The 18,687-nt window shown below is 34.6% G+C and carries 12 protein-coding genes and 3 tRNA genes; 12 read left to right on the top strand and 3 right to left on the bottom strand.

Going from position 1 to position 18,687, the window contains the following annotated elements; genetic code table 11:
* Window positions 1–21 precede the first annotated feature (21 nt).
* Window positions 22–2,568 carry an ATP-dependent Clp protease ATP-binding subunit gene (locus EKL96_RS11570; protein WP_126462449.1) on the bottom strand — a complete coding sequence of 849 codons (2,547 nt, stop codon included), beginning with the start codon at window positions 2,566–2,568 and terminating at the stop codon, window positions 22–24.
* A gap of 256 nt (window positions 2,569–2,824) precedes the next feature.
* Here EKL96_RS11570 and gyrA point away from each other — a divergent pair, with 256 nt between their 5' ends.
* Both gyrA and EKL96_RS11560 read left to right on the top strand, forming a co-directional pair.
* Entirely contained in the window at window positions 2,825–5,446 is a 2,622-nt protein-coding gene (gyrA, locus tag EKL96_RS11565; RefSeq protein WP_126462446.1) for a DNA gyrase subunit A, read from the top strand.
* A gap of 107 nt (window positions 5,447–5,553) precedes the next feature.
* Window positions 5,554–6,822 carry a tetratricopeptide repeat protein gene (locus EKL96_RS11560; RefSeq protein ID WP_126462443.1) on the top strand — a complete coding sequence of 423 codons (1,269 nt, stop codon included), beginning with the start codon at window positions 5,554–5,556 and terminating at the stop codon, window positions 6,820–6,822.
* Between the two features lie 61 nt (window positions 6,823–6,883).
* Here the strand turns inward: EKL96_RS11560 and EKL96_RS11555 are convergent, their stop codons facing one another.
* Window positions 6,884–7,645, bottom strand: coding sequence for a C40 family peptidase (locus tag EKL96_RS11555; protein WP_126456224.1), 762 nt, complete (start codon window positions 7,643–7,645; stop codon window positions 6,884–6,886).
* 71 nt (window positions 7,646–7,716) lie between these two features.
* The gene (locus EKL96_RS11550) at window positions 7,717–8,895 is read right to left on the bottom strand and encodes an acetyl-CoA C-acyltransferase (RefSeq protein WP_126462440.1); all 1,179 of its coding nucleotides are present in this window, start codon (window positions 8,893–8,895) and stop codon (window positions 7,717–7,719) included.
* A 230-nt stretch (window positions 8,896–9,125) separates the two neighbouring features.
* Here EKL96_RS11550 and EKL96_RS11545 point away from each other — a divergent pair.
* The 10 genes from EKL96_RS11545 (at window position 9,126) to EKL96_RS11500 (ending at window position 18,539) form a co-directional block, all read left to right on the top strand.
* Window positions 9,126–9,209, top strand: a tRNA-Ser gene (locus tag EKL96_RS11545).
* A 14-nt stretch (window positions 9,210–9,223) separates the two neighbouring features.
* A tRNA-Pro gene (locus EKL96_RS11540) sits at window positions 9,224–9,298 on the top strand.
* A gap of 20 nt (window positions 9,299–9,318) precedes the next feature.
* Window positions 9,319–9,392: transfer RNA gene (locus EKL96_RS11535), tRNA-Arg, on the top strand.
* Window positions 9,393–9,712: 320 nt separating this feature from the next.
* Window positions 9,713–9,820, top strand: coding sequence for a heavy metal-binding domain-containing protein (locus EKL96_RS14595; RefSeq protein WP_255416379.1), 108 nt, complete (start codon window positions 9,713–9,715; stop codon window positions 9,818–9,820).
* A 967-nt stretch (window positions 9,821–10,787) separates the two neighbouring features.
* On the top strand, window positions 10,788–11,216 hold the full coding sequence (locus tag EKL96_RS11525) for a hypothetical protein (protein WP_126462434.1): 429 nt from the start codon (window positions 10,788–10,790) through the stop codon (window positions 11,214–11,216).
* A gap of 38 nt (window positions 11,217–11,254) precedes the next feature.
* Window positions 11,255–11,470, top strand: coding sequence for a hypothetical protein (locus EKL96_RS11520; protein WP_126462431.1), 216 nt, complete (start codon window positions 11,255–11,257; stop codon window positions 11,468–11,470).
* A gap of 71 nt (window positions 11,471–11,541) precedes the next feature.
* Complete coding sequence (locus EKL96_RS11515) at window positions 11,542–12,225, top strand: HupE/UreJ family protein (protein ID WP_126462428.1); 684 nt, start codon at window positions 11,542–11,544, stop codon at window positions 12,223–12,225.
* Between the two features lie 10 nt (window positions 12,226–12,235).
* Window positions 12,236–12,859, top strand: coding sequence for a hypothetical protein (locus EKL96_RS11510; RefSeq protein ID WP_126462425.1), 624 nt, complete (start codon window positions 12,236–12,238; stop codon window positions 12,857–12,859).
* 29 nt (window positions 12,860–12,888) lie between these two features.
* Window positions 12,889–17,229, top strand: a complete 4,341-nt coding sequence (locus tag EKL96_RS11505; RefSeq protein WP_126462422.1) for a CusA/CzcA family heavy metal efflux RND transporter — start codon at window positions 12,889–12,891, stop codon at window positions 17,227–17,229.
* A gap of 182 nt (window positions 17,230–17,411) precedes the next feature.
* Window positions 17,412–18,539, top strand: a complete 1,128-nt coding sequence (locus EKL96_RS11500) for an efflux RND transporter periplasmic adaptor subunit (RefSeq protein ID WP_126462419.1) — start codon at window positions 17,412–17,414, stop codon at window positions 18,537–18,539.
* The last annotated feature ends 148 nt before the right edge of the window (window positions 18,540–18,687 follow it).

Below are 18,687 nucleotides of genomic sequence, written 5' to 3'. Positions count from 1 at the left end.
GTTAAGATTCAAAGGAATTATTTAAGGATTTGTGGCTTCGCCGGCTTTATGAACCTGAACCGTTAATTCTTGTGCCCCTTCTTCGATATCCATGAAGATTTCATCTCCGGTTGTTATTTTCGAAGTGATAATTTCTTCTGCAAGGGTATCTTCAACATATTTCTGAATGGCTCTTTTTAGTGGTCTTGCGCCAAATTGCCTGTCGAAACCTTTCTCAGCTATAAATGCTTTTGCTTTGTCAGAAAGACTCAATTGATACCCTAATTCGGCAACACGGGCGAATAATTTTTTTAATTCGATTTCGATAATTAAATCAATATCATGTTTTTCTAAAGCATTGAATACAATTACATCATCAATTCTATTAAGGAATTCAGGAGCAAAAGTTTTCTTTAAGGCGTTTTCAATAATACTTTTTGAATTATCATCAGCCTGCGCTACTTTGGCAGCAGTTCCAAAACCGACTCCTTGTCCAAAATCTTTTAATTGTCTGGCACCAACATTCGAAGTCATGATTATTATGGTATTTTTGAAATCAATTTTTCGGCCTAAACTATCCGTTAAATATCCGTCATCCAGCACTTGTAATAACATATTGAAAACATCAGGATGCGCTTTTTCGATCTCATCCAATAAGACCACACAATAGGGTTTTCTTCGCACTTTTTCAGTCAGTTGACCGCCTTCTTCATACCCTACATATCCCGGAGGTGCACCAACTAAACGAGAGATAGCAAATTTCTCCATGTATTCACTCATGTCAATGCGTACCAAAGCATCTTCAGAGTCGAATAACTCTTTAGCCAATACTTTAGCAAGTTGTGTTTTACCAACACCGGTTTGTCCTAGAAAGATAAAGGATCCAATAGGTCGATTTGGGTCTTTTAACCCGGCGCGATTTCGTTGTATCGAACGTGCAATCTTCATGACGGCCTCTCTTTGTCCAATAACTTTTCCTTCAATAAGTTCTGGTAATTTAGCCAATTTATTGCTTTCGGTTTGTGCTATTCGGTTCACAGGTATTCCGGTCATCATCGATACAACATCGGCTACATTGTCTTCCGTAACTTCTATTCTGTTGTTTTTTGAATCTTCTTCCCATTGCTCCTGTGCAATAGCTAAATCTTTTTCAATACGTTTTTCGTCATCACGAAGTTTAGCGGCCTCTTCATATTTTTGTTTTTTTACCACAACATTCTTCAGTTCTCGAACATCTTCTAATTGACGCTCTAAATCTAAAATTTGTTTTGGAACTTCAATATTGGTAATATGAACTCTGGAGCCTGCTTCATCTAAAGCATCGATGGCTTTGTCCGGTAAGAAGCGCTCAGACATGTACCTGTCAGTTAATTTTACACAAGCTTCAATAGCTTCTTGTGTATAAGTAACATTATGGTGGTCTTCATATTTATTTTTGATGTTATTCAAAATTGTAATCGTTTCAGTGACGGATGTAGGTTCTACAATTATCTTTTGAAAACGTCTCTCTAATGCACCATCTTTTTCTATGTATTGTCTGTATTCGTCTAATGTTGTAGCGCCAATACATTGAATCTCACCGCGCGCTAATGCCGGTTTAAACATATTGGATGCATCCAGAGATCCAGTTGCACCACCAGCACCTACAATGGTGTGAATTTCATCTATAAAAAGAATGATATCATCATTTTTTTCCAATTCATTCATCACTGCTTTCATACGCTCTTCAAACTGCCCACGGTATTTTGTTCCGGCAACAAGACTGGCTAAATCCAAGGTAACAACACGTTTGTTGAATAAAGTACGTGATACTTTTTTCTGAATAATTCGCAACGCTAGACCTTCGGCAATGGCTGATTTTCCCACACCTGGTTCTCCTATTAGTAATGGATTGTTCTTTTTTCTACGACTCAAAATTTGCGAAACGCGTTCGATTTCTTTTTCACGCCCTACAACAGGATCCAGTTTTCCTTCTTCGGCCATTTCTGTTAAATCCCTTCCAAAATTATCTAAAACAGGGGTTTTCGATTTTTTATTGGATTTGTTGGCTGGATTGTTAAAGGTGCCTTCTTTTAGACTGTCATCTTGTCCTGAATCGTCATTATACGATTCGTTTCTTGGCAATTTCTCTATAAATTCTTCTTCGTTTGGAGTCATGTTTAGATATTGTTCTTTAGCTATATCATAATCAATTTTCAGTTTATTCAATAGCTTGGTTGTTGGATCATTTTCATTTCTTAATATGCATAACAATAAATGTGCGGTGCTGATAGAGGAACTCTGAAAAACCTTAGCTTCTAGAAAAGTGGTTTTCAAAGCCCGTTCTGCCTGGCGTGTCAGGTGCAGGTTTTTCTTCTCAACATTTACTTCTACACTAGGACTTGCGGGGCTTAAGATCTCTACTTTTCTGCGTAAATGGTCTAAATCGACGTCAAGGTTATTCAATATTTGAATTGCTTTTCCGTTACCGTCTCTTAGAATTCCCAGCATTAAGTGTTCTGTTCCTATAAAGTCATGTCCTAGTCGCAAAGCTTCTTCTTTGCTGTAAGTAATAACGTCTTTTACTCTTGGTGAAAAATTATCATCCATAATATATATTTGATATCGTAAATTTAGTGAATTAGTGATAGAAAAACAAAAACCATTCCTATATGAAGTCGTGTCAGCTAAGTGACAAAAATTATCAAGATATTAAAGTTAAATTTACCTTAAATTATCAACTAAAAGCGAAGTTTTATTTGTTAATAAATCATTGAAATTAGTGTTTTAAAATAGGTTTAAAAATTTCAAAAAGATGTATATTGGCACGTTTTGAAACTAATATAATTTTTTAATATAACAACTTATGTCTGAAGGAGAAAAGTTAATTCCTATTAACATTGAAGATGAAATGAAAACGGCCTACATCGATTACTCGATGTCGGTAATTGTATCAAGAGCACTTCCAGATGTTAGAGATGGCTTGAAACCAGTACATCGAAGAGTCCTATTTGGAATGCATGATTTGGGTGTAAATTCTAGATCTGCCCACAAAAAGTCCGCAAGAATTGTTGGGGAAGTTCTTGGTAAGTATCACCCACACGGTGATACCTCAGTTTATGATGCAATGGTTCGTATGGCACAAGAATGGAGTATGCGTTACTTATTGATTGATGGCCAGGGTAATTTTGGGTCAGTAGATGGCGATAGTCCTGCAGCAATGCGTTATACAGAGGCTAGAATGCGTAAAATTTCAGAAGAAATCTTGGCGGATATAGATAAAGAAACTGTTGATTTTAAATTAAATTTTGACGATACGCTGGAGGAGCCAACAGTTATGCCAACGCGTGTTCCTACCTTATTAATAAATGGGGCAACAGGAATTGCAGTGGGTATGGCCACTAATATGCCCCCTCATAACTTGACTGAGGTGATAAATGGGACATTGGCTTTCATGGACAATAGCGATATTGAGATTGATGAGTTGATGACGCATATCAAAGCCCCGGATTTTCCTACAGGAGGTGTTATATATGGATATGAAGGCGTTCGTGAAGCATTCAAAACAGGTAGAGGACGTATTGTAATGCGTGCCAAAGTAGGTTTTGAAGAAGTGGACGGAAGAGAATGTATTATCGTTACCGAAATTCCTTATCAAGTTAACAAGGCCGATATGATTAAGCGTACGGCTGATTTGGTTAACGATAAAAAAATTGATGGAATTGCGAATATCCGAGATGAATCGGATAGAAACGGGATGCGTATCGTTTATATCTTGAAACGAGATGCTACGCCAAACGTAGTTTTGAATACACTTTATAAGTTTACACAATTACAGTCTTCTTTCAGTGTAAACAATATTGCCATTGTAAAAGGGCGTCCGCAAATGTTGAATCTGAAAGATCTGATTCATTATTTTATAGAGCACCGTCATGATGTAGTGACTCGCAGAACGCAATTTGAATTGAAAAAAGCAGAAGCAAGAGCCCATATTTTAGAAGGTTTGATTATCGCTTCGGATAATATTGACGAAGTAATTGCTTTAATTAAAGCTTCAAAAAGCACCGAAGAAGCAAGAGAAAAATTAATCGAAAGATTCAATTTATCCGATATTCAATCTCGAGCCATTGTTGAAATGCGTTTGCGTCAATTAACAGGTCTTGAACAAGATAAGTTAAGAACAGAATACGATGAAATCATGAAGTTAATCGAGCATCTAAAAGCTTTATTAGCAGATGTAAACTTAAGAATAGCCTTGATTAAAGAAGAACTAACTGAAATTCGTGATAAATATGGAGATGAACGCCGTTCTGTAATTGAATATTCAGGAGGAGATGTAAGTATTGAAGATTTAATTGCCGATGAAAATGTAGTTATCACGATTTCACATGCAGGATATATTAAACGTACAAATCTTACGGAATACAAAACTCAAAACAGAGGCGGAGTTGGACAAAAAAGTGCAGGAACACGGGATCAGGATTTCTTAGAGCACATGTTTGTGGCTACGAATCACCAATATATGATGTTCTTTACCCAAAAAGGGAAATGTTTCTGGATGCGTGTTTACGAAATACCAGAAGGAAGTAAAACGGCCAAAGGAAGAGCAATCCAAAACTTGGTAAATATAGAAAGCGACGATAAAGTAAAAGCATTTATTTGTACTCAGGATTTAAAAGATCAAGATTACATCAAAAGTCACAACCTTATTATGGTGACTAAAAAAGGGCAGGTTAAGAAAACATCTTTAGAGAAATATTCTAAACCCAGAGTGAATGGAGTTGCTGCAATTACCATTAAAGAAGGGGATGAGTTATTAGAAGCAAAATTAACGAACGGGCAAAGCCAAATTATTTTAGCTGTGAAATCTGGTAAATTAGTTCGTTTTGAAGAAACTAAAACCCGTCCAATGGGAAGAACAGCTTCAGGAGTTCGCGGAATTACACTTAAGGATGATACGGATGAAGTAATTGGCATGGTCACTGTAAACGATATGAGCAGCGAAATATTAGTAGTTGCTGAAAACGGTTATGGAAAACGGTCAAGCCTTGACGAATACAGAATTACAAATCGTGGGGGTAAAGGAGTAAAAACCTTGAATATTACGGAGAAAACTGGGAAGCTGATTTCTATTAATGCCGTTACTGATGCGGATGATTTAATGATTATTAATAAATCTGGATTGACTATCAGAATGGCTGTAGAGGATTTGAGAGTAATGGGACGTGCTACGCAAGGTGTAAAACTGATCAATATAAAAGGAAACGATTCCATAGCTGCAGTCACTAAAGTAATGAAAGACGATGTGGCGGAAGTAGTTGTTGATGAAGACGGAAATATTATTGAGTCGGAAGCTATCGAAAGAGTAAAACCTGTTCTTGAAGTTCTTGAAGAGGATGGTGTAGCTGAAGAGGAGGATGAAGAGGACGATTCTGAAAGTGAAGACGAAGACACTGAAGACGAAGACGATTCAGATGACGAAGCTTAGTATGAATACTAATAACTGGTTTCAAAACTTCCAATCCAATTGGATTGGAAGTTTTGAAATTAAATAAGTGTAGATTAAAAAAGAACTATTAAACAAAATCGAATACCATGAAAAGTAAATATGTAGTACTAGCATCAGCGTTAGTGATTTCAGTAGCCACTTTTGCTCAAAAAGATCAAATTAAAGCCGCTGAAAAAGCATTAAAAGGGGGTAAATCTCAAGAAGCAGTAACCATTTTGATGGAAGCCGAATCTCTCATCGCTAATGCTAAAGAGGCGGAGAAAGCACAATTTTTCTTTGTAAAAGGAAAAGCTTTATTGGATTTAGCCAATAAAAAAGTGGATGCAGATGCTAATCTTTCGCTTGCGGCAAAAGCATATCAAGATTTAATTGATGCTGAAAAAGTTTCCGGTAAATTGAAATTTTCTACAGAAGCTGCAGCTTCAATTACAGAAATTAAATATAAATTGATTAATGCTGCCATAGCGGATTCAAAAATCAATAAGCATTCAAATAGTGCAAAAAAACTGTATGATGCATATTTATTAGATAAAAAAGACACTATCAATTTGTATTATGCGGCCTCTACTTATGTGAATGCAGCAGAATATGACACAGCACTTAAGTTGTATGATGATTTGAAAAACTTAAATTATTCTGGAAAAGGAACCAGTTTTTTTGCGGTGAATAAAATCACTAATGAAGAAGATCTTTTTACAACGGCTCCGGAAAGAGACAGAGTAGTGAAAATAGGGACTCACGAAAAACCAAGAACAGAAGCTATTCCTTCTAAAAGAGGAGAGATCTATAAAAACATAGCTTTAATTTTAGTGCAAAACGGAAAAATTGAAGAGGCTAAAAAAGCAATATCGGATGCAAGACAAGCAAATCCGGAAGATACTTCATTGGTTTTGACAGAAGCAAATCTTTATTTAGAAACAAAAGATTTTGAAATGTATAAAAAGCTGATCGCTCAAGTATTAGAGAAAAATCCTAATGATGCTGATTTAGTTTTTAATTTAGGAGTTCTTAGTGCTAATGCAAAAAATCAGGTAGACGCTGAAAAGTACTATTTAAAAGTTATTGAAATTAATCCTAAATACATTAATGCTTACATCAATTTAGCGGCCATGAAGTTAGAGGATGAAAAGGTAATTATCGATGAAATGAATAAATTAGGAACTTCTACTAAGGATATGAAGCGCTATGATGAATTGAAAAAGAAAAGAGAAAATTTATTCAAAGCTACAATTCCTTTTCTTGCAAAAGCAGTTGAACTAGATCCTAAAAATGAGGATGTTTCAAAAACACTTTTAGGCGTATATAGCGCTTTAGAAATGACAGCTGAATACAAGGCATTGAAGGCAAAGAATTAATGCTAGATTTTTAAATTTAAAAATAACCTCTCTCGAATTACTGTTTTGAGAGAGGTTTTTTTTATATGATTTTTTTAATGACTCTTAATTTGTGTGTATGCTTATTGGTTTCGGCATTAAATATTCCTAAATGATCAAGCCTGTCAATTCGTACTTTTCCACTGGCATGAATGATGTAATTATCATCCATAATTATTCCTACATGGATTATGTTGCCTTCTTCGTTATCAAAAAAAGCGAGATCTCCTGGTTCACTTTCTTCTATAAAACTTAAAGCTTCCCCTTGTTTTGATTGTTGAGAGGCATCACGAAGCAATTTATATCCGTTCAGTTTATACACCATTTGAGTAAATCCTGAACAATCAATTCCAAAAGGAGTTTTCCCTCCCCAAAGATAAGGAGCGTTTAAATACATAAAGGCAGTTTTTATCAAATGCTCTTTTGTTTTTTTGCCACTTGTTTTTGTTCCATCAAACTCAAAATTCGAAATGTTTATCTCACTGTTATTTATAAATGAAACCGAGGATCCGAGCGGAATAGGAATTAATTGATTATCTGGAGTAGTGATATATTCAATTAAATCGGAATTCAATATGATCGTTTCTGCGGATAATTGATTAAAATTTGATTCTGAAATCAACTGTAATTGTTTAGAATCGATCCAGCCTTCATACTCGTCGTACTGTACTTTGATGCGAGACCATTGTTTCATTTGCTCTAAAATTTCAAAATGTTCTCCAAATAAAATTTGAGAAACAATTTCGCTTTTATCACTGGGTTCAAACCGAAGTGGTATCATTGCTAGATTACAAATTCCGAACATTTAGGGTAATTTATGAGTTTAGAATTAGGAGTTATATGTTTTTAATATACAACTCCTAATTTATAATTATTTTAAGCTCTTTCAATAACAATTGCTGAAGCACCACCACCACCATTACAGATTGCAGCAGCTCCAATTTTACCATTATTTTGTTCTAATACGTTGATCAAAGTAACAATAATTCTTACTCCGGAGCAACCTAAAGGATGTCCTAATGATACAGCACCACCATTCACATTAATCGTGCTGCTCTCTAGTCCTAAAATTTTGGCATTGGCTAGGCCAACTACAGCAAAAGCTTCATTGAATTCAAAATAATCAACATCAGTAATGGCTATTCCTGCTTTTTCTAATGCTTTAGGAATTGCTTTTGATGGACTTGTTGTAAACCATTTTGGTTCTTGTGCGGCATCTGCATACCCTTTTATATACGCCAGAGGTTTCAATCCTAAAGAGATTGCTTTTTCTTCGCTCATTAATATCACAGCTGCTGCTCCATCGTTTATTGTAGAAGCGTTTGCTGCGGTAACTGTACCGTCTTTTGTGAAAACAGGATTTAATGAAGGTATTTTGTCTAATTTTACATTAGAAAACTCTTCGTCTTTAGAAATTATAATAGGATCTCCTTTTCTTTGAGGAACGGCTACAGAGACAATTTCATTATCAAATTTTCCGGTCTCCCAAGCTTTTGCACTTCGCTCGTAGGATTGAATTGCGGCGTTGTCTTGGTCTTCTCGGGTAAAATTATATTCAGCAGCACATAAGTCCGCACAAACGCCCATTGCGTTGTTGTCGTAAGCATCAACAAGTCCATCTTTTTGTAAACCATCAATAAATGTTGCTGGACCAAATTTAGTTCCTGTTCTCAAATTCATATAGTGAGGAATTAAACTCATGTTTTCCATTCCACCCGCAACAACAATTTCAGCATCACCACATAAAATGGCTTGAGTACCTAGCATTACAGCTTTCATTCCAGAGGCACATACTTTGTTGACTGTAGTACAAGCAACAGAATTAGGTAAACCAGCATATAGTGCAGCTTGGCGAGCAGGAGCTTGTCCTACACCAGCTTGAACTACATTACCCATAAATACTTCATCAATTAAATTTGGATCCAATTTTATTTTGTCCAAAGCTCCTTTTATAGCCACAGCACCTAATCTAGGAGCGGTAACTGTAGATAATCCTCCCATAAAACTACCGATAGGTGTTCTAACGGCAGAAACGATAACAACTCTTTTGTTCATGATTTATATAATGTTGGTTTATGTAGCAAATTTAATCTTTTTTAAACAATTTCGTATTTTGATGTTGGGATAATCTCTTTTAAAAATTTATTTATATTCTATATGTTTGATTGTGAAGTCTTTTTAGAATTAGGATAAAAAATATTTAAAAAAAAGGTCTAAATAGTTGTGAGGAACGTAAAGATGTGTTAAATTTGCAACCGCAAAACAAGACACGTTTCTTTGAGCTTGGAGGGGTGCCAGAGTGGTAATGGAGCAGTTTGCTAAACTGTCATCGAGCAATCGGTGCCAGGGTTCGAGTCCCTGTCCCTCCGCTTTATATTTTTTTCGGGGTGTAGCGTAGCTCGGTTATCGCGCCTGCTTTGGGAGCAGGAGGCCGCAGGTTCGAATCCTGCCACCCCGACTAGTTTTTACATGAGCAATGGAGGCATAGCTCAGCTGGATAGAGCACCTGCCTTCTAAGCAGGCGGTCGAAGGTTCGAATCCTTCTGCCTTCACAAAAACCCTTATAAACGTTTGATTTATAAGGGTTTTTTATTTCTAGTTGCCAGTTTAGTTGCCTTTTGTACATGTTGATAACTTTTTACTAGACAAAAAGCCCCGATAACATTTTAGTTTATCGGGGCTTTTTTGATTAATCTGTAAAATCAATTATTATTGCGTCGGGCGGTGTATCTTCTCGGCTGTTGTTTCTGATTACGCTCATTCCGCTGTAATGTTTTTTTGATTTGGTAACCAAAAGTTATGAAAAAAAGGGCTTACTGTTAAAAGTGGCCCTTTGTCTTGAATTTATTTAGTCGGGTAGTAGTGAAAAAAAATGGAAACTCAAAAAACGTACAACTGCCCAATGCATCCAGAAGTTACGTTGGATAAACCTGGAAAATGTCCCAAATGCGGAATGAATTTAGTGGAGAAAATAGAGTGAAAATTCTATTAGCAACTAACGGTTCAAAATAAAGTAGTACCCACAAAAGTAGTTACAGGTTCACCAAAAAACATAATACTTTATGGAACTTAAGAATCCAAAAATGATGTGATGTTGCTCTTGGTGTTCCATCATTTCGCTTGAGTTTTTAATACCACATTAAACAGTATCTGTTGATTGGTTGACAGAAAAGATCACAATCTAAAAATCCGAAAAATTGATGCGCCATCATCAAAATTGGCTTAGAAGTTTTGGTGAGTTAAGATTTACTTAATATTTTTTTTAAAATTATTGGTAATCAATAAAATTTATTACTTTTACAATCTTGAAGAAAATAATTACCATATCATTCCTTTTTGTTTTTTTGTGTGCTAACACAGAGATGGGGCAATTATTGAAATTACCTAACTTACTACAACACTTTTCAAATCATCAAAAGGATTACAGTAACCAGAATATTTCATTACTTGATTTCATAGCAATTCATTACAATGATACTCAGCATCATTCTGATCAGGAAAAAGACAACCATCAAAGTTTACCTTTTAAGACTATTAACCAATCTGTTAATACAGCCCTTGCATTTGAAAACCAAACAGAGTTTTCCTTTCGCAAACCAAATACTATTTCTGTAAATAGTACTGTCCCGTTTCCTCCAGAATTTTACAATTCCGATGTTTTTGCATGCATCTGGCTTCCACCCAAATTGAGTTAAATTAATTTTTCAATGCTTAATTAATAATATTGTGAATATTTCTAATTAGGTATTAAAAAGTACTTTGCTATATACTTATAGCGAATGTTTCTTTGTATCAATTTCACTACTATTTTGTATTAAAAAATAAGTTTTTTAGTGAGTTAATGCATCTGAATAACTAGAATCCTTTTTTAGTCGCATACGCTATGAATTGACTTTTTAGTAATGTCGAAGACATGCTCAATTATTCTTAACACTACAACATCAAAAATGAAAACAATTAAATCCATTGCAGTTGCGATACTGATAACTATTGCAGGCACAACAATTTCTAATGCACAAGTAAACGAAAATCAATCCAAAACGCCGCACGGTGGAATAATACAAAATTCAGGCGACTACAAAATTGAAAGGGTCGAAAGAGAAAACAATATTAGTTTTTACGTACTGAATGCGAAAGGAAAAACGGTTTCAAATAAAAAAATTACTGGCTTGGCTGTTTTTGAATTTTTTAATAAAACAAAAGCAACGAATCCAGTTTTTTTAGACACCAACAATGCTTTATTTGTACAAGTTCCTAAAGCAAGCATATATGCTTATTGTACCATCACATTACTTGTCAATGGAAAAACAATCTCTTCCAAATTTAAAAATAGCCAAGTTTCTGAACAAGATATTAATCATGGACACCAACATTAATTTTATTATTCTTTATAAACCCAATTAAAATTACAATTATGAAAAATTTTTTAATCGTAGCGACTATCGCAATCGGAATGTTAACTTCTTGCAACAACAAAGCAAATAACGAAACTGAAAACACTGAAAGTCAATCTACTGAAACAGTAGAACAAGTTCAAGTGGTCACAGATTCTACGGATCAAGTACGTACGGACAGTATTAATCAAGTGGAGCAAGATAAAGTTGACGCGGCTCATGGTCACACGCATTAGTATAATTTAACAGGCTGCTTCTCTTGCGAAAATTTCAGGAGAGAAGTAGTTTTTAAAAGAAAAATAAAATTATGAATTCAAAAAAAATAATATTTCTTGTTATACTTTTTTTTGTCGGCATCACAGGCGTTTTTGCTCATGGTGTAGATGAAAATACGCAAACTTTTTTGTCAGGAAATGATGGCGTTGCTTTTGGCCCATTTCTCTATATTGGTGCAAAACACATGCTTACGGGTTACGATCATCTGCTTTTTTTAGTTGGCGTTATCTTTTTCCTTTATCGTCCGAAAGAAGTGCTACTTTATGTAAGTTTCTTTACAATTGGTCATAGCGCAACATTATTGTTTGGAGTTATGAGTACTATATCAATTAATTCGTATTTAATTGATGCCATTATCGCACTGTCAATAGTGTATAAAGGTTTTGATAATTTAGGTGGTTTCAAGAAATTTTTCGGAAGGCAACCCAATACAAAAGCAGCTGTTTTGATTTTCGGATTATTTCATGGTTTCGGGCTTGCCAGCAAATTGCAAGATTTCAAATTTGAAAAAGAAGGATTGTTTACCAATCTGCTTGGATTCAATATTGGTGTCGAAATAGGTCAGTTCATAGCATTGACTTTTGTGCTAATCTTGATTACTTTATGGCGCAGACATTCCAGCTTTATGAAATTTTCAACAATAACAAATACGCTGCTTATGGCTGCTGGATTTGTATTAATAGGATATCAGTTAACGGGTTATTTTACATCTTAAAAATTAAAAAATGTCAGAAATAAATCATCAAATAGTAAATAAAAAACAAATTATCAAAGCAGTTATCTTCGCGTTACTACTTTCTGTACTAATTTTAGTAAGCGCAGTTTTACCTGCCGAATATGGAATGGATCCAATAGGAACAGGCAAACTGTTCGGGTTCAGTAAGCTTTATGTACCAGCGAATGCTGATGATGGATTAGCTACAATAACAGGAAAAACATTCCCATTAATTAAAATGGAAAAAGCAGGTTCTGGACCTGAAGTAAAAAGACCTATCGAAGCAAATAATCCTGCACCTGAAAAACAATATGCAGAAAGAGAAGACACGGTTGAAGTAATCGTACCGGCAGGAAAAGGAATTGAATATAAAATTTATATGCTGAAATATGGCAAAATGAAATACGAATGGACGACTAATAAAGGAATCGTTTATTTTGATTTTCACGGGGAAGTAAAACAAGCTAAAGAAACGAATGACGTTTATTTTGAAAGTTACACGCTTGCCTATTCCAATAATATGGTTGGGACTTTTTATGCTCCGTATGAAGGAAAACACGGTTGGTTTTTCAGAAATAATGAAAAGACAGCCATTACAGTTACAATAAAATTAAAAGGTCAGTATTCAATATAAGTAGTGAACATTCCTTAATATAACAAATTATGCTAAATAAAATTATTGAGTTTTCAATCAAAAACAAACTCATTATTGGACTGTTTATTTTAGCTCTCATCGGATATGGGAGTTATCAATTTACCAAATTACCAATTGATGCCGTTCCTGATATTACAGATAATCAAGTTCAGGTAATTACTTCAGCACCATCACTGGGTGCGACCGATATTGAACGACTGATTACTTTTCCAATAGAACAAGCCAATAGTAATATTCCTGGACTGAAAGAAATTCGTAGTTTTTCTCGTTTTGGTTTATCAGTGGTTACCATTGTTTTTAACGATGCAACCGATGTGTACTGGGCAAGACAGCAAGTAACAGAACGATTAAGTGCTGTTAAAGACCAAATTCCCACCGGTATTGGAGATCCAGTTCTTGCACCGGTGACAACAGGACTAGGTGAAATTTATCAATATGCGGTACGAACCAAACCCGGTTATGAAAAAAAATACGATATCACGGAGTTAAGAACCATTCAAGATTGGATTGTTCGCCGGCAGTTATTGAGCGTTGAAGGTGTGGCGGAAGTGAGCAGTTTTGGTGGAAAATTGAAACAATTTGAAATAGCCGTTGACCCAAATAAATTGCAATCCTATAATATCACTATTACAGATGTTTTCACTGCTTTAGAAAAAAACAATCAAAATACGGGTGGTGCTTACATTGAAAAAGGGCCTAAAGTTTTATACATCCGCAGTGAGGGATTAATTAATACTATCGAAAACATAAAAGATATTGCTATTAAAAACACTAATAGCGGTAGTCCTTTGTTTATTCGTGATGTAGCTGAAGTTCGCATTGGTAGTGCTATCCGTTACGGAGCAATGACATTTCACAAAAAAGAGGTTCAATCTGGTGAAGTTTCGGGTGCAGTAGTAATGATGTTAAAAGGAGCCAACAGTAATGTGGTTATTAAAAACATTAAGGATCGTATTGCACAAATTGAAAAAACATTACCCGAAGGTGTTATACTGGAACCTTTTCTAGACCGCACCAAAATGGTAAATAATTCTATTTCGACGGTCGAAAAAAATTTATTAGAAGGTGCATTAATAGTTCTCTTTGTTCTTATTTTCTTTTTAGGAAACATACGAGCAGGATTAATTGTGGCGTCAGTTATCCCTTTGGCAATGTTGATAGCGGTCATATTGATGAACATATTTGGGGTGAGCGGTAATTTGATGAGTTTAGGGGCATTAGATTTTGGATTGATTGTAGATGGTGCTGTTATTATTGTTGAAGCGTGTTTGTTTAGTTTGCACAGCAGGAAAACTGCTCAAATTTCACAACAAGAAATGGACAACACCGTACTAAAAACGTCAATAAAAATGCGTAATGTTTCCGTTTTTGGGGAATTGATTATATTGATCGTGTACATTCCCATTTTTACGTTGCGCGGTATCGAAGGGAAAATGTTTTTACCAATGGCACAAACCATTGCATTTGCTCTGTTTGGCGCTTTTATATTGTCATTGACTTATGTTCCGATGATGACCGCTCTATTTTTAAATAAAAAAATATCCCACAAAAAAACTTTTTCAGATAGAATGATGGAAAAATTAGAAAATTTTTATCAACCCATTTTGAACAAAGCATTGGGAATTCCAAAAACAATTATTGCTGTAACATTAGGATTGTTTGTTTTAGCGCTGATTACACTTTCGTTTATGGGTGGTGAATTTATGCCCTCGTTAGAAGAAGGAGATTTTGCAGTAGAAACTAGGGTTTTGCCGGGAAGTAATTTGCAAACTTCAATGACAGCTATTTCACAAGGTGCAAAAATATTAATAGAAAAATTTCCCGAAGTGGAGAAAATTGTAGGCAAAACAGGAAGTAGCGAAGTGCCTACCGATCCAATGCCAATTGATGCAAGCGATATGATGATCATTTTAAAGAACAAAAGTGAATGGACTTCTGCCACAACTTTTGACGAATTATCAGCAAAAATGGCCAAGGAATTGGAAGCTGTTCCTGGAGTTTCCTTTGGTTTTCAATATCCGGTTCAAATGCGTTTTAATGAATTGATGACTGGTGCTAGGCAAGATGTGGTCTGTAAAATATTTGGAGAAAACTTAGATACGTTGGCGTTATACGCCAATAAATTAGGTAAAATTGTAAATACAGTTGAAGGAACTTCAGATCTTTATGTAGAAACCGTTACCGGAATGCCACAAGTAGTAATTGACTACAACAGAGCTTCCATTGCACAATACGGATTAAACATTCAGGATATTAATCGAGTTGTAAATACCGCATTTGCAGGACAAAGCACAGGGGTTGTTTATGAAGGTGAAAAACGATTTGATTTAGTAGTTCGCTTAGAAGGCGAAAAACGTCAGGATTTGGCAGATGTTCAAAATTTATTAATTCCAACGGCAACTGGTTTGCAAATTCCTTTATCTCAATTAGCTAAAGTTGAAATTATCGAAGGACCGAATCAAATACAAAGGGAAGATGCCAAACGTAGAATTGTAGTTGGATTTAATGTACGAGGCCGTGATGTACAAAGTATTGTAAAAGAACTGCAAGGTAAAGTCGAAGCTCAAATAAAATTTCCTGCGGGTTACTATCCTACGTATGGCGGTGCTTTTGAAAACTTAAACGAAGCCAAAAATCGTTTGATGATTGCGGTTCCAGTTTCATTACTATTAATATTTATTTTGCTCTATTTTGCGTTCAATTCCGTAAGACAAGGACTGTTGATTTATTCGGCAATTCCACTATCGGCAATTGGAGGTATTTTCTTTTTAGCATTGCGAGGAATGCCGTTTAGTATCAGTGCCGGAGTTGGTTTTATAGCCTTATTTGGTGTAGCGGTTCTGAATGGATTGGTGTTAATTGCAGAATTCAACAGCATTCGAAAATCGGGGGAAACCGATTTAAAAGCGATTGTTTTGCAAGGAACTAGAATACGATTACGCCCCGTTTTAATGACTGCATTTGTAGCATCATTAGGTTTTTTACCCATGGCATTGAGCAATGGTTCTGGTGCAGAAGTACAAAAACCATTGGCAACTGTTGTCATCGGAGGTCTGTTGGTTGCAACATTTTTAACTCTATTTGTTTTACCAATTTTATATATAATGTTTGAAAAAGGAATTAAATTAAAACCAAAAAAGATAAAATCAATTACGACTATCCTGGTATTGGGATTGTTCTTTTCTTTCCAAAGTGCCAATGCTCAGGAAAAAATTTCAATAGAGCGCGCGATTGAAACAGCTCTTTTAAACAATATCAAAATTAAAAATGAAAAACTGAATTCAGAGTACTTGCAAAAAATGGAAAACACAGGTTATGATATTTCCAACACGGGAATTATAAGCGAATATGGTCAGTTTAACAGCACTGTAAATGATGTGAAAATTGGTATTTCGCAAAGCATAAAATTCCCAACCGTTTATAAAAGACAGAAACAACTTTTAATAGAAGAAGCCAAAAAAGGACAATGGAACGAAGCTTTGCAAAGAAAGCAATTGACCAGACAGGTAACAATCGTGTTTTACGAAATGTTGTATTTAAAAGAAAAGGAAAAGCTGTTGCTAAAAAGCGATAGTATATATTCTGATTTTTTACGGATCTCAACACTTCGTTTTGTTAAAGGCGAAAGCAATATATTAGAAAAAGCAACCGCTGAAAACCAATCCGGACAAATAAAAATTCAACTTTTGGAATTACAAAGTGATTACAAAATAATTCAATCACAATTCAAGTATTTACTTAATACGGATAAAGACTTTGTCCCAGTTTCAAATAAATTTAAAATGGATTTCATCAAAAATTCAGATACAAATGCTATTAGCAATCAACCCAGTGTGAAATTATTTGAGCAAGAAGTGAATAGCAGTAAAGCAGAAGTTTCACTTGAAAAATCTAAAAAATTACCGGAATTAATTGGTGGTGTTTATTACCAGACTTTCAAAACAAATACTGTATTTCAAGACAGTAATAATGGTGTTTACGGACAATTAGGAGTGGCGCTTCCATTATTTAATACAGCAATAAATAACAGGAAAAAGGCTTTAGAGATAAATACGCAAATAGCCGAAAATAATTTAAATAATGAAAAACTAAAACTGGAAAGCAAGAATCAGGAATTAGTCCAGGAATATAAAAAACACAAAGAAACTATCGCCTATTACGAGAGTCAAGCTTTAAAAAATGTTGATTTAGTAACTAAAGCTGCTAATGATAAATTTATCAATGGTGACATTAATTATATGGAATGGGTAATGCTTATTAATCAAGGTACCGAAATTCAAAGCAGATACATCGAAGCAGTTAAAAAATTAAACACCGCTGTTATTGAAATCAATGCTTTAACTAATTAAAATAGTTTAATTATGAAAGGAGCATGATCGTAATTAGGGTCGCAAGCGCCAATGATGATATGCGAATTACATATGACTGGACTTGCTAACTTTACCCGCATAAAAAGTTAAGAATAAAAACCTTAATTTTAAATTATGAAAAAGAATCGAAAATTCACAAATACCAAAATAAAAATACTATCATGATTAAAAATACAATTATTACAATATTGGCAATAGTATTCCTTTCTTCTTGTGGAAACAAGAAAACGGAAAGCGAAACCGAAGCTAATCCAACTATCGAAAACACGACAACTCTTACCGATGCACAAATAAAAAATGCAGGTATTGAAACTGGAAAAATCACACAAAAACAAATTTCATCTACCTTAAAATTAAATGGTAAAATAGATGTGCCGCCTCAAAGCTTAGTTTCCATTAGTGTTCCAATGGGCGGTTATTTAAAATACACCAAATTGTTAGAAGGAATGCATGTTACCAAAGGGCAGGTTTTGTGCGTTGTAGAAGACCAACAATACATTCAACTGCAGGAAGATTACCTTTTGGCGAAAGCAAAAATTGGGTATGCAAAAGCCGAATTTGAAAGACAAAAAGAACTCAACCAAAGCAAAGCCAGCAGCGATAAAGTGTATCAACAAGCACAATCAGAATACAACTCACTATTTGTAATGGTGCAATCGTATGGCGAGAAATTAAAATTTGCAGGGATAAATCCGAATAATGTTTCAACAAAAAACATTTCAAAAAGCATCAATGTATACTCGCCAATAAGTGGTTATGTAGCTAAGGTAAATGTAAATATTGGCAAGTATGTAAACCCGAGCGATGTTTTATTCGAGATTGTAAATCCATCGGATATTCATTTGGCCTTAACCGTATTTGAAAAAGACATCAATAAATTGGCTATTGGTCAATCGGTATTGGCTTATACTAATACCGATCCCGAGAAAAAATATCCTTGCCAAATTATTTTGATAGGTAAAGATTTTTCAGAAAACCGCAGCACTGAAATACACTGCCATTTTATAAATTATGATAAAACACTTTTACCGGGCATGTATATGAATGCCGAAATAGAATTAAAAAGTCAGCAATCAAATGTACTGCCATCTGATGCTATTGTAAATTATGAAAACAAGAATTATATTTTTGTTGCCAAACAAAATAAACAATTTGAAATGAAAGAAGTCACAATAGGAGCGACAGAAAATGAATTCACTGAAATTCTTTCAGACGATTTAAAAGAGGCAACTATTGTGATTAAAGGTTCTTATTCCCTTTTGATGAAAATGAAAAATGTAGAAGAATAAAAAACATAAATTTACAGTAATGACAGAAAATAATTTTTAAAATCAATCACGCTGTCATATTTAGGTAGTTGCATTAGTTGTCAGAATTTTATAAGTGAATAACTCAGTTAAATTTAGAAAAAACAATTTAATACCTAAATTCAAATTT

Origin of the sequence: Flavobacterium sp. LS1R10, from assembly GCF_003968825.1 — a bacterium.
Lineage (GTDB): Bacteria > Bacteroidota > Bacteroidia > Flavobacteriales > Flavobacteriaceae > Flavobacterium.
This window is presented reverse-complemented; position numbering and strand designations above follow the sequence as displayed.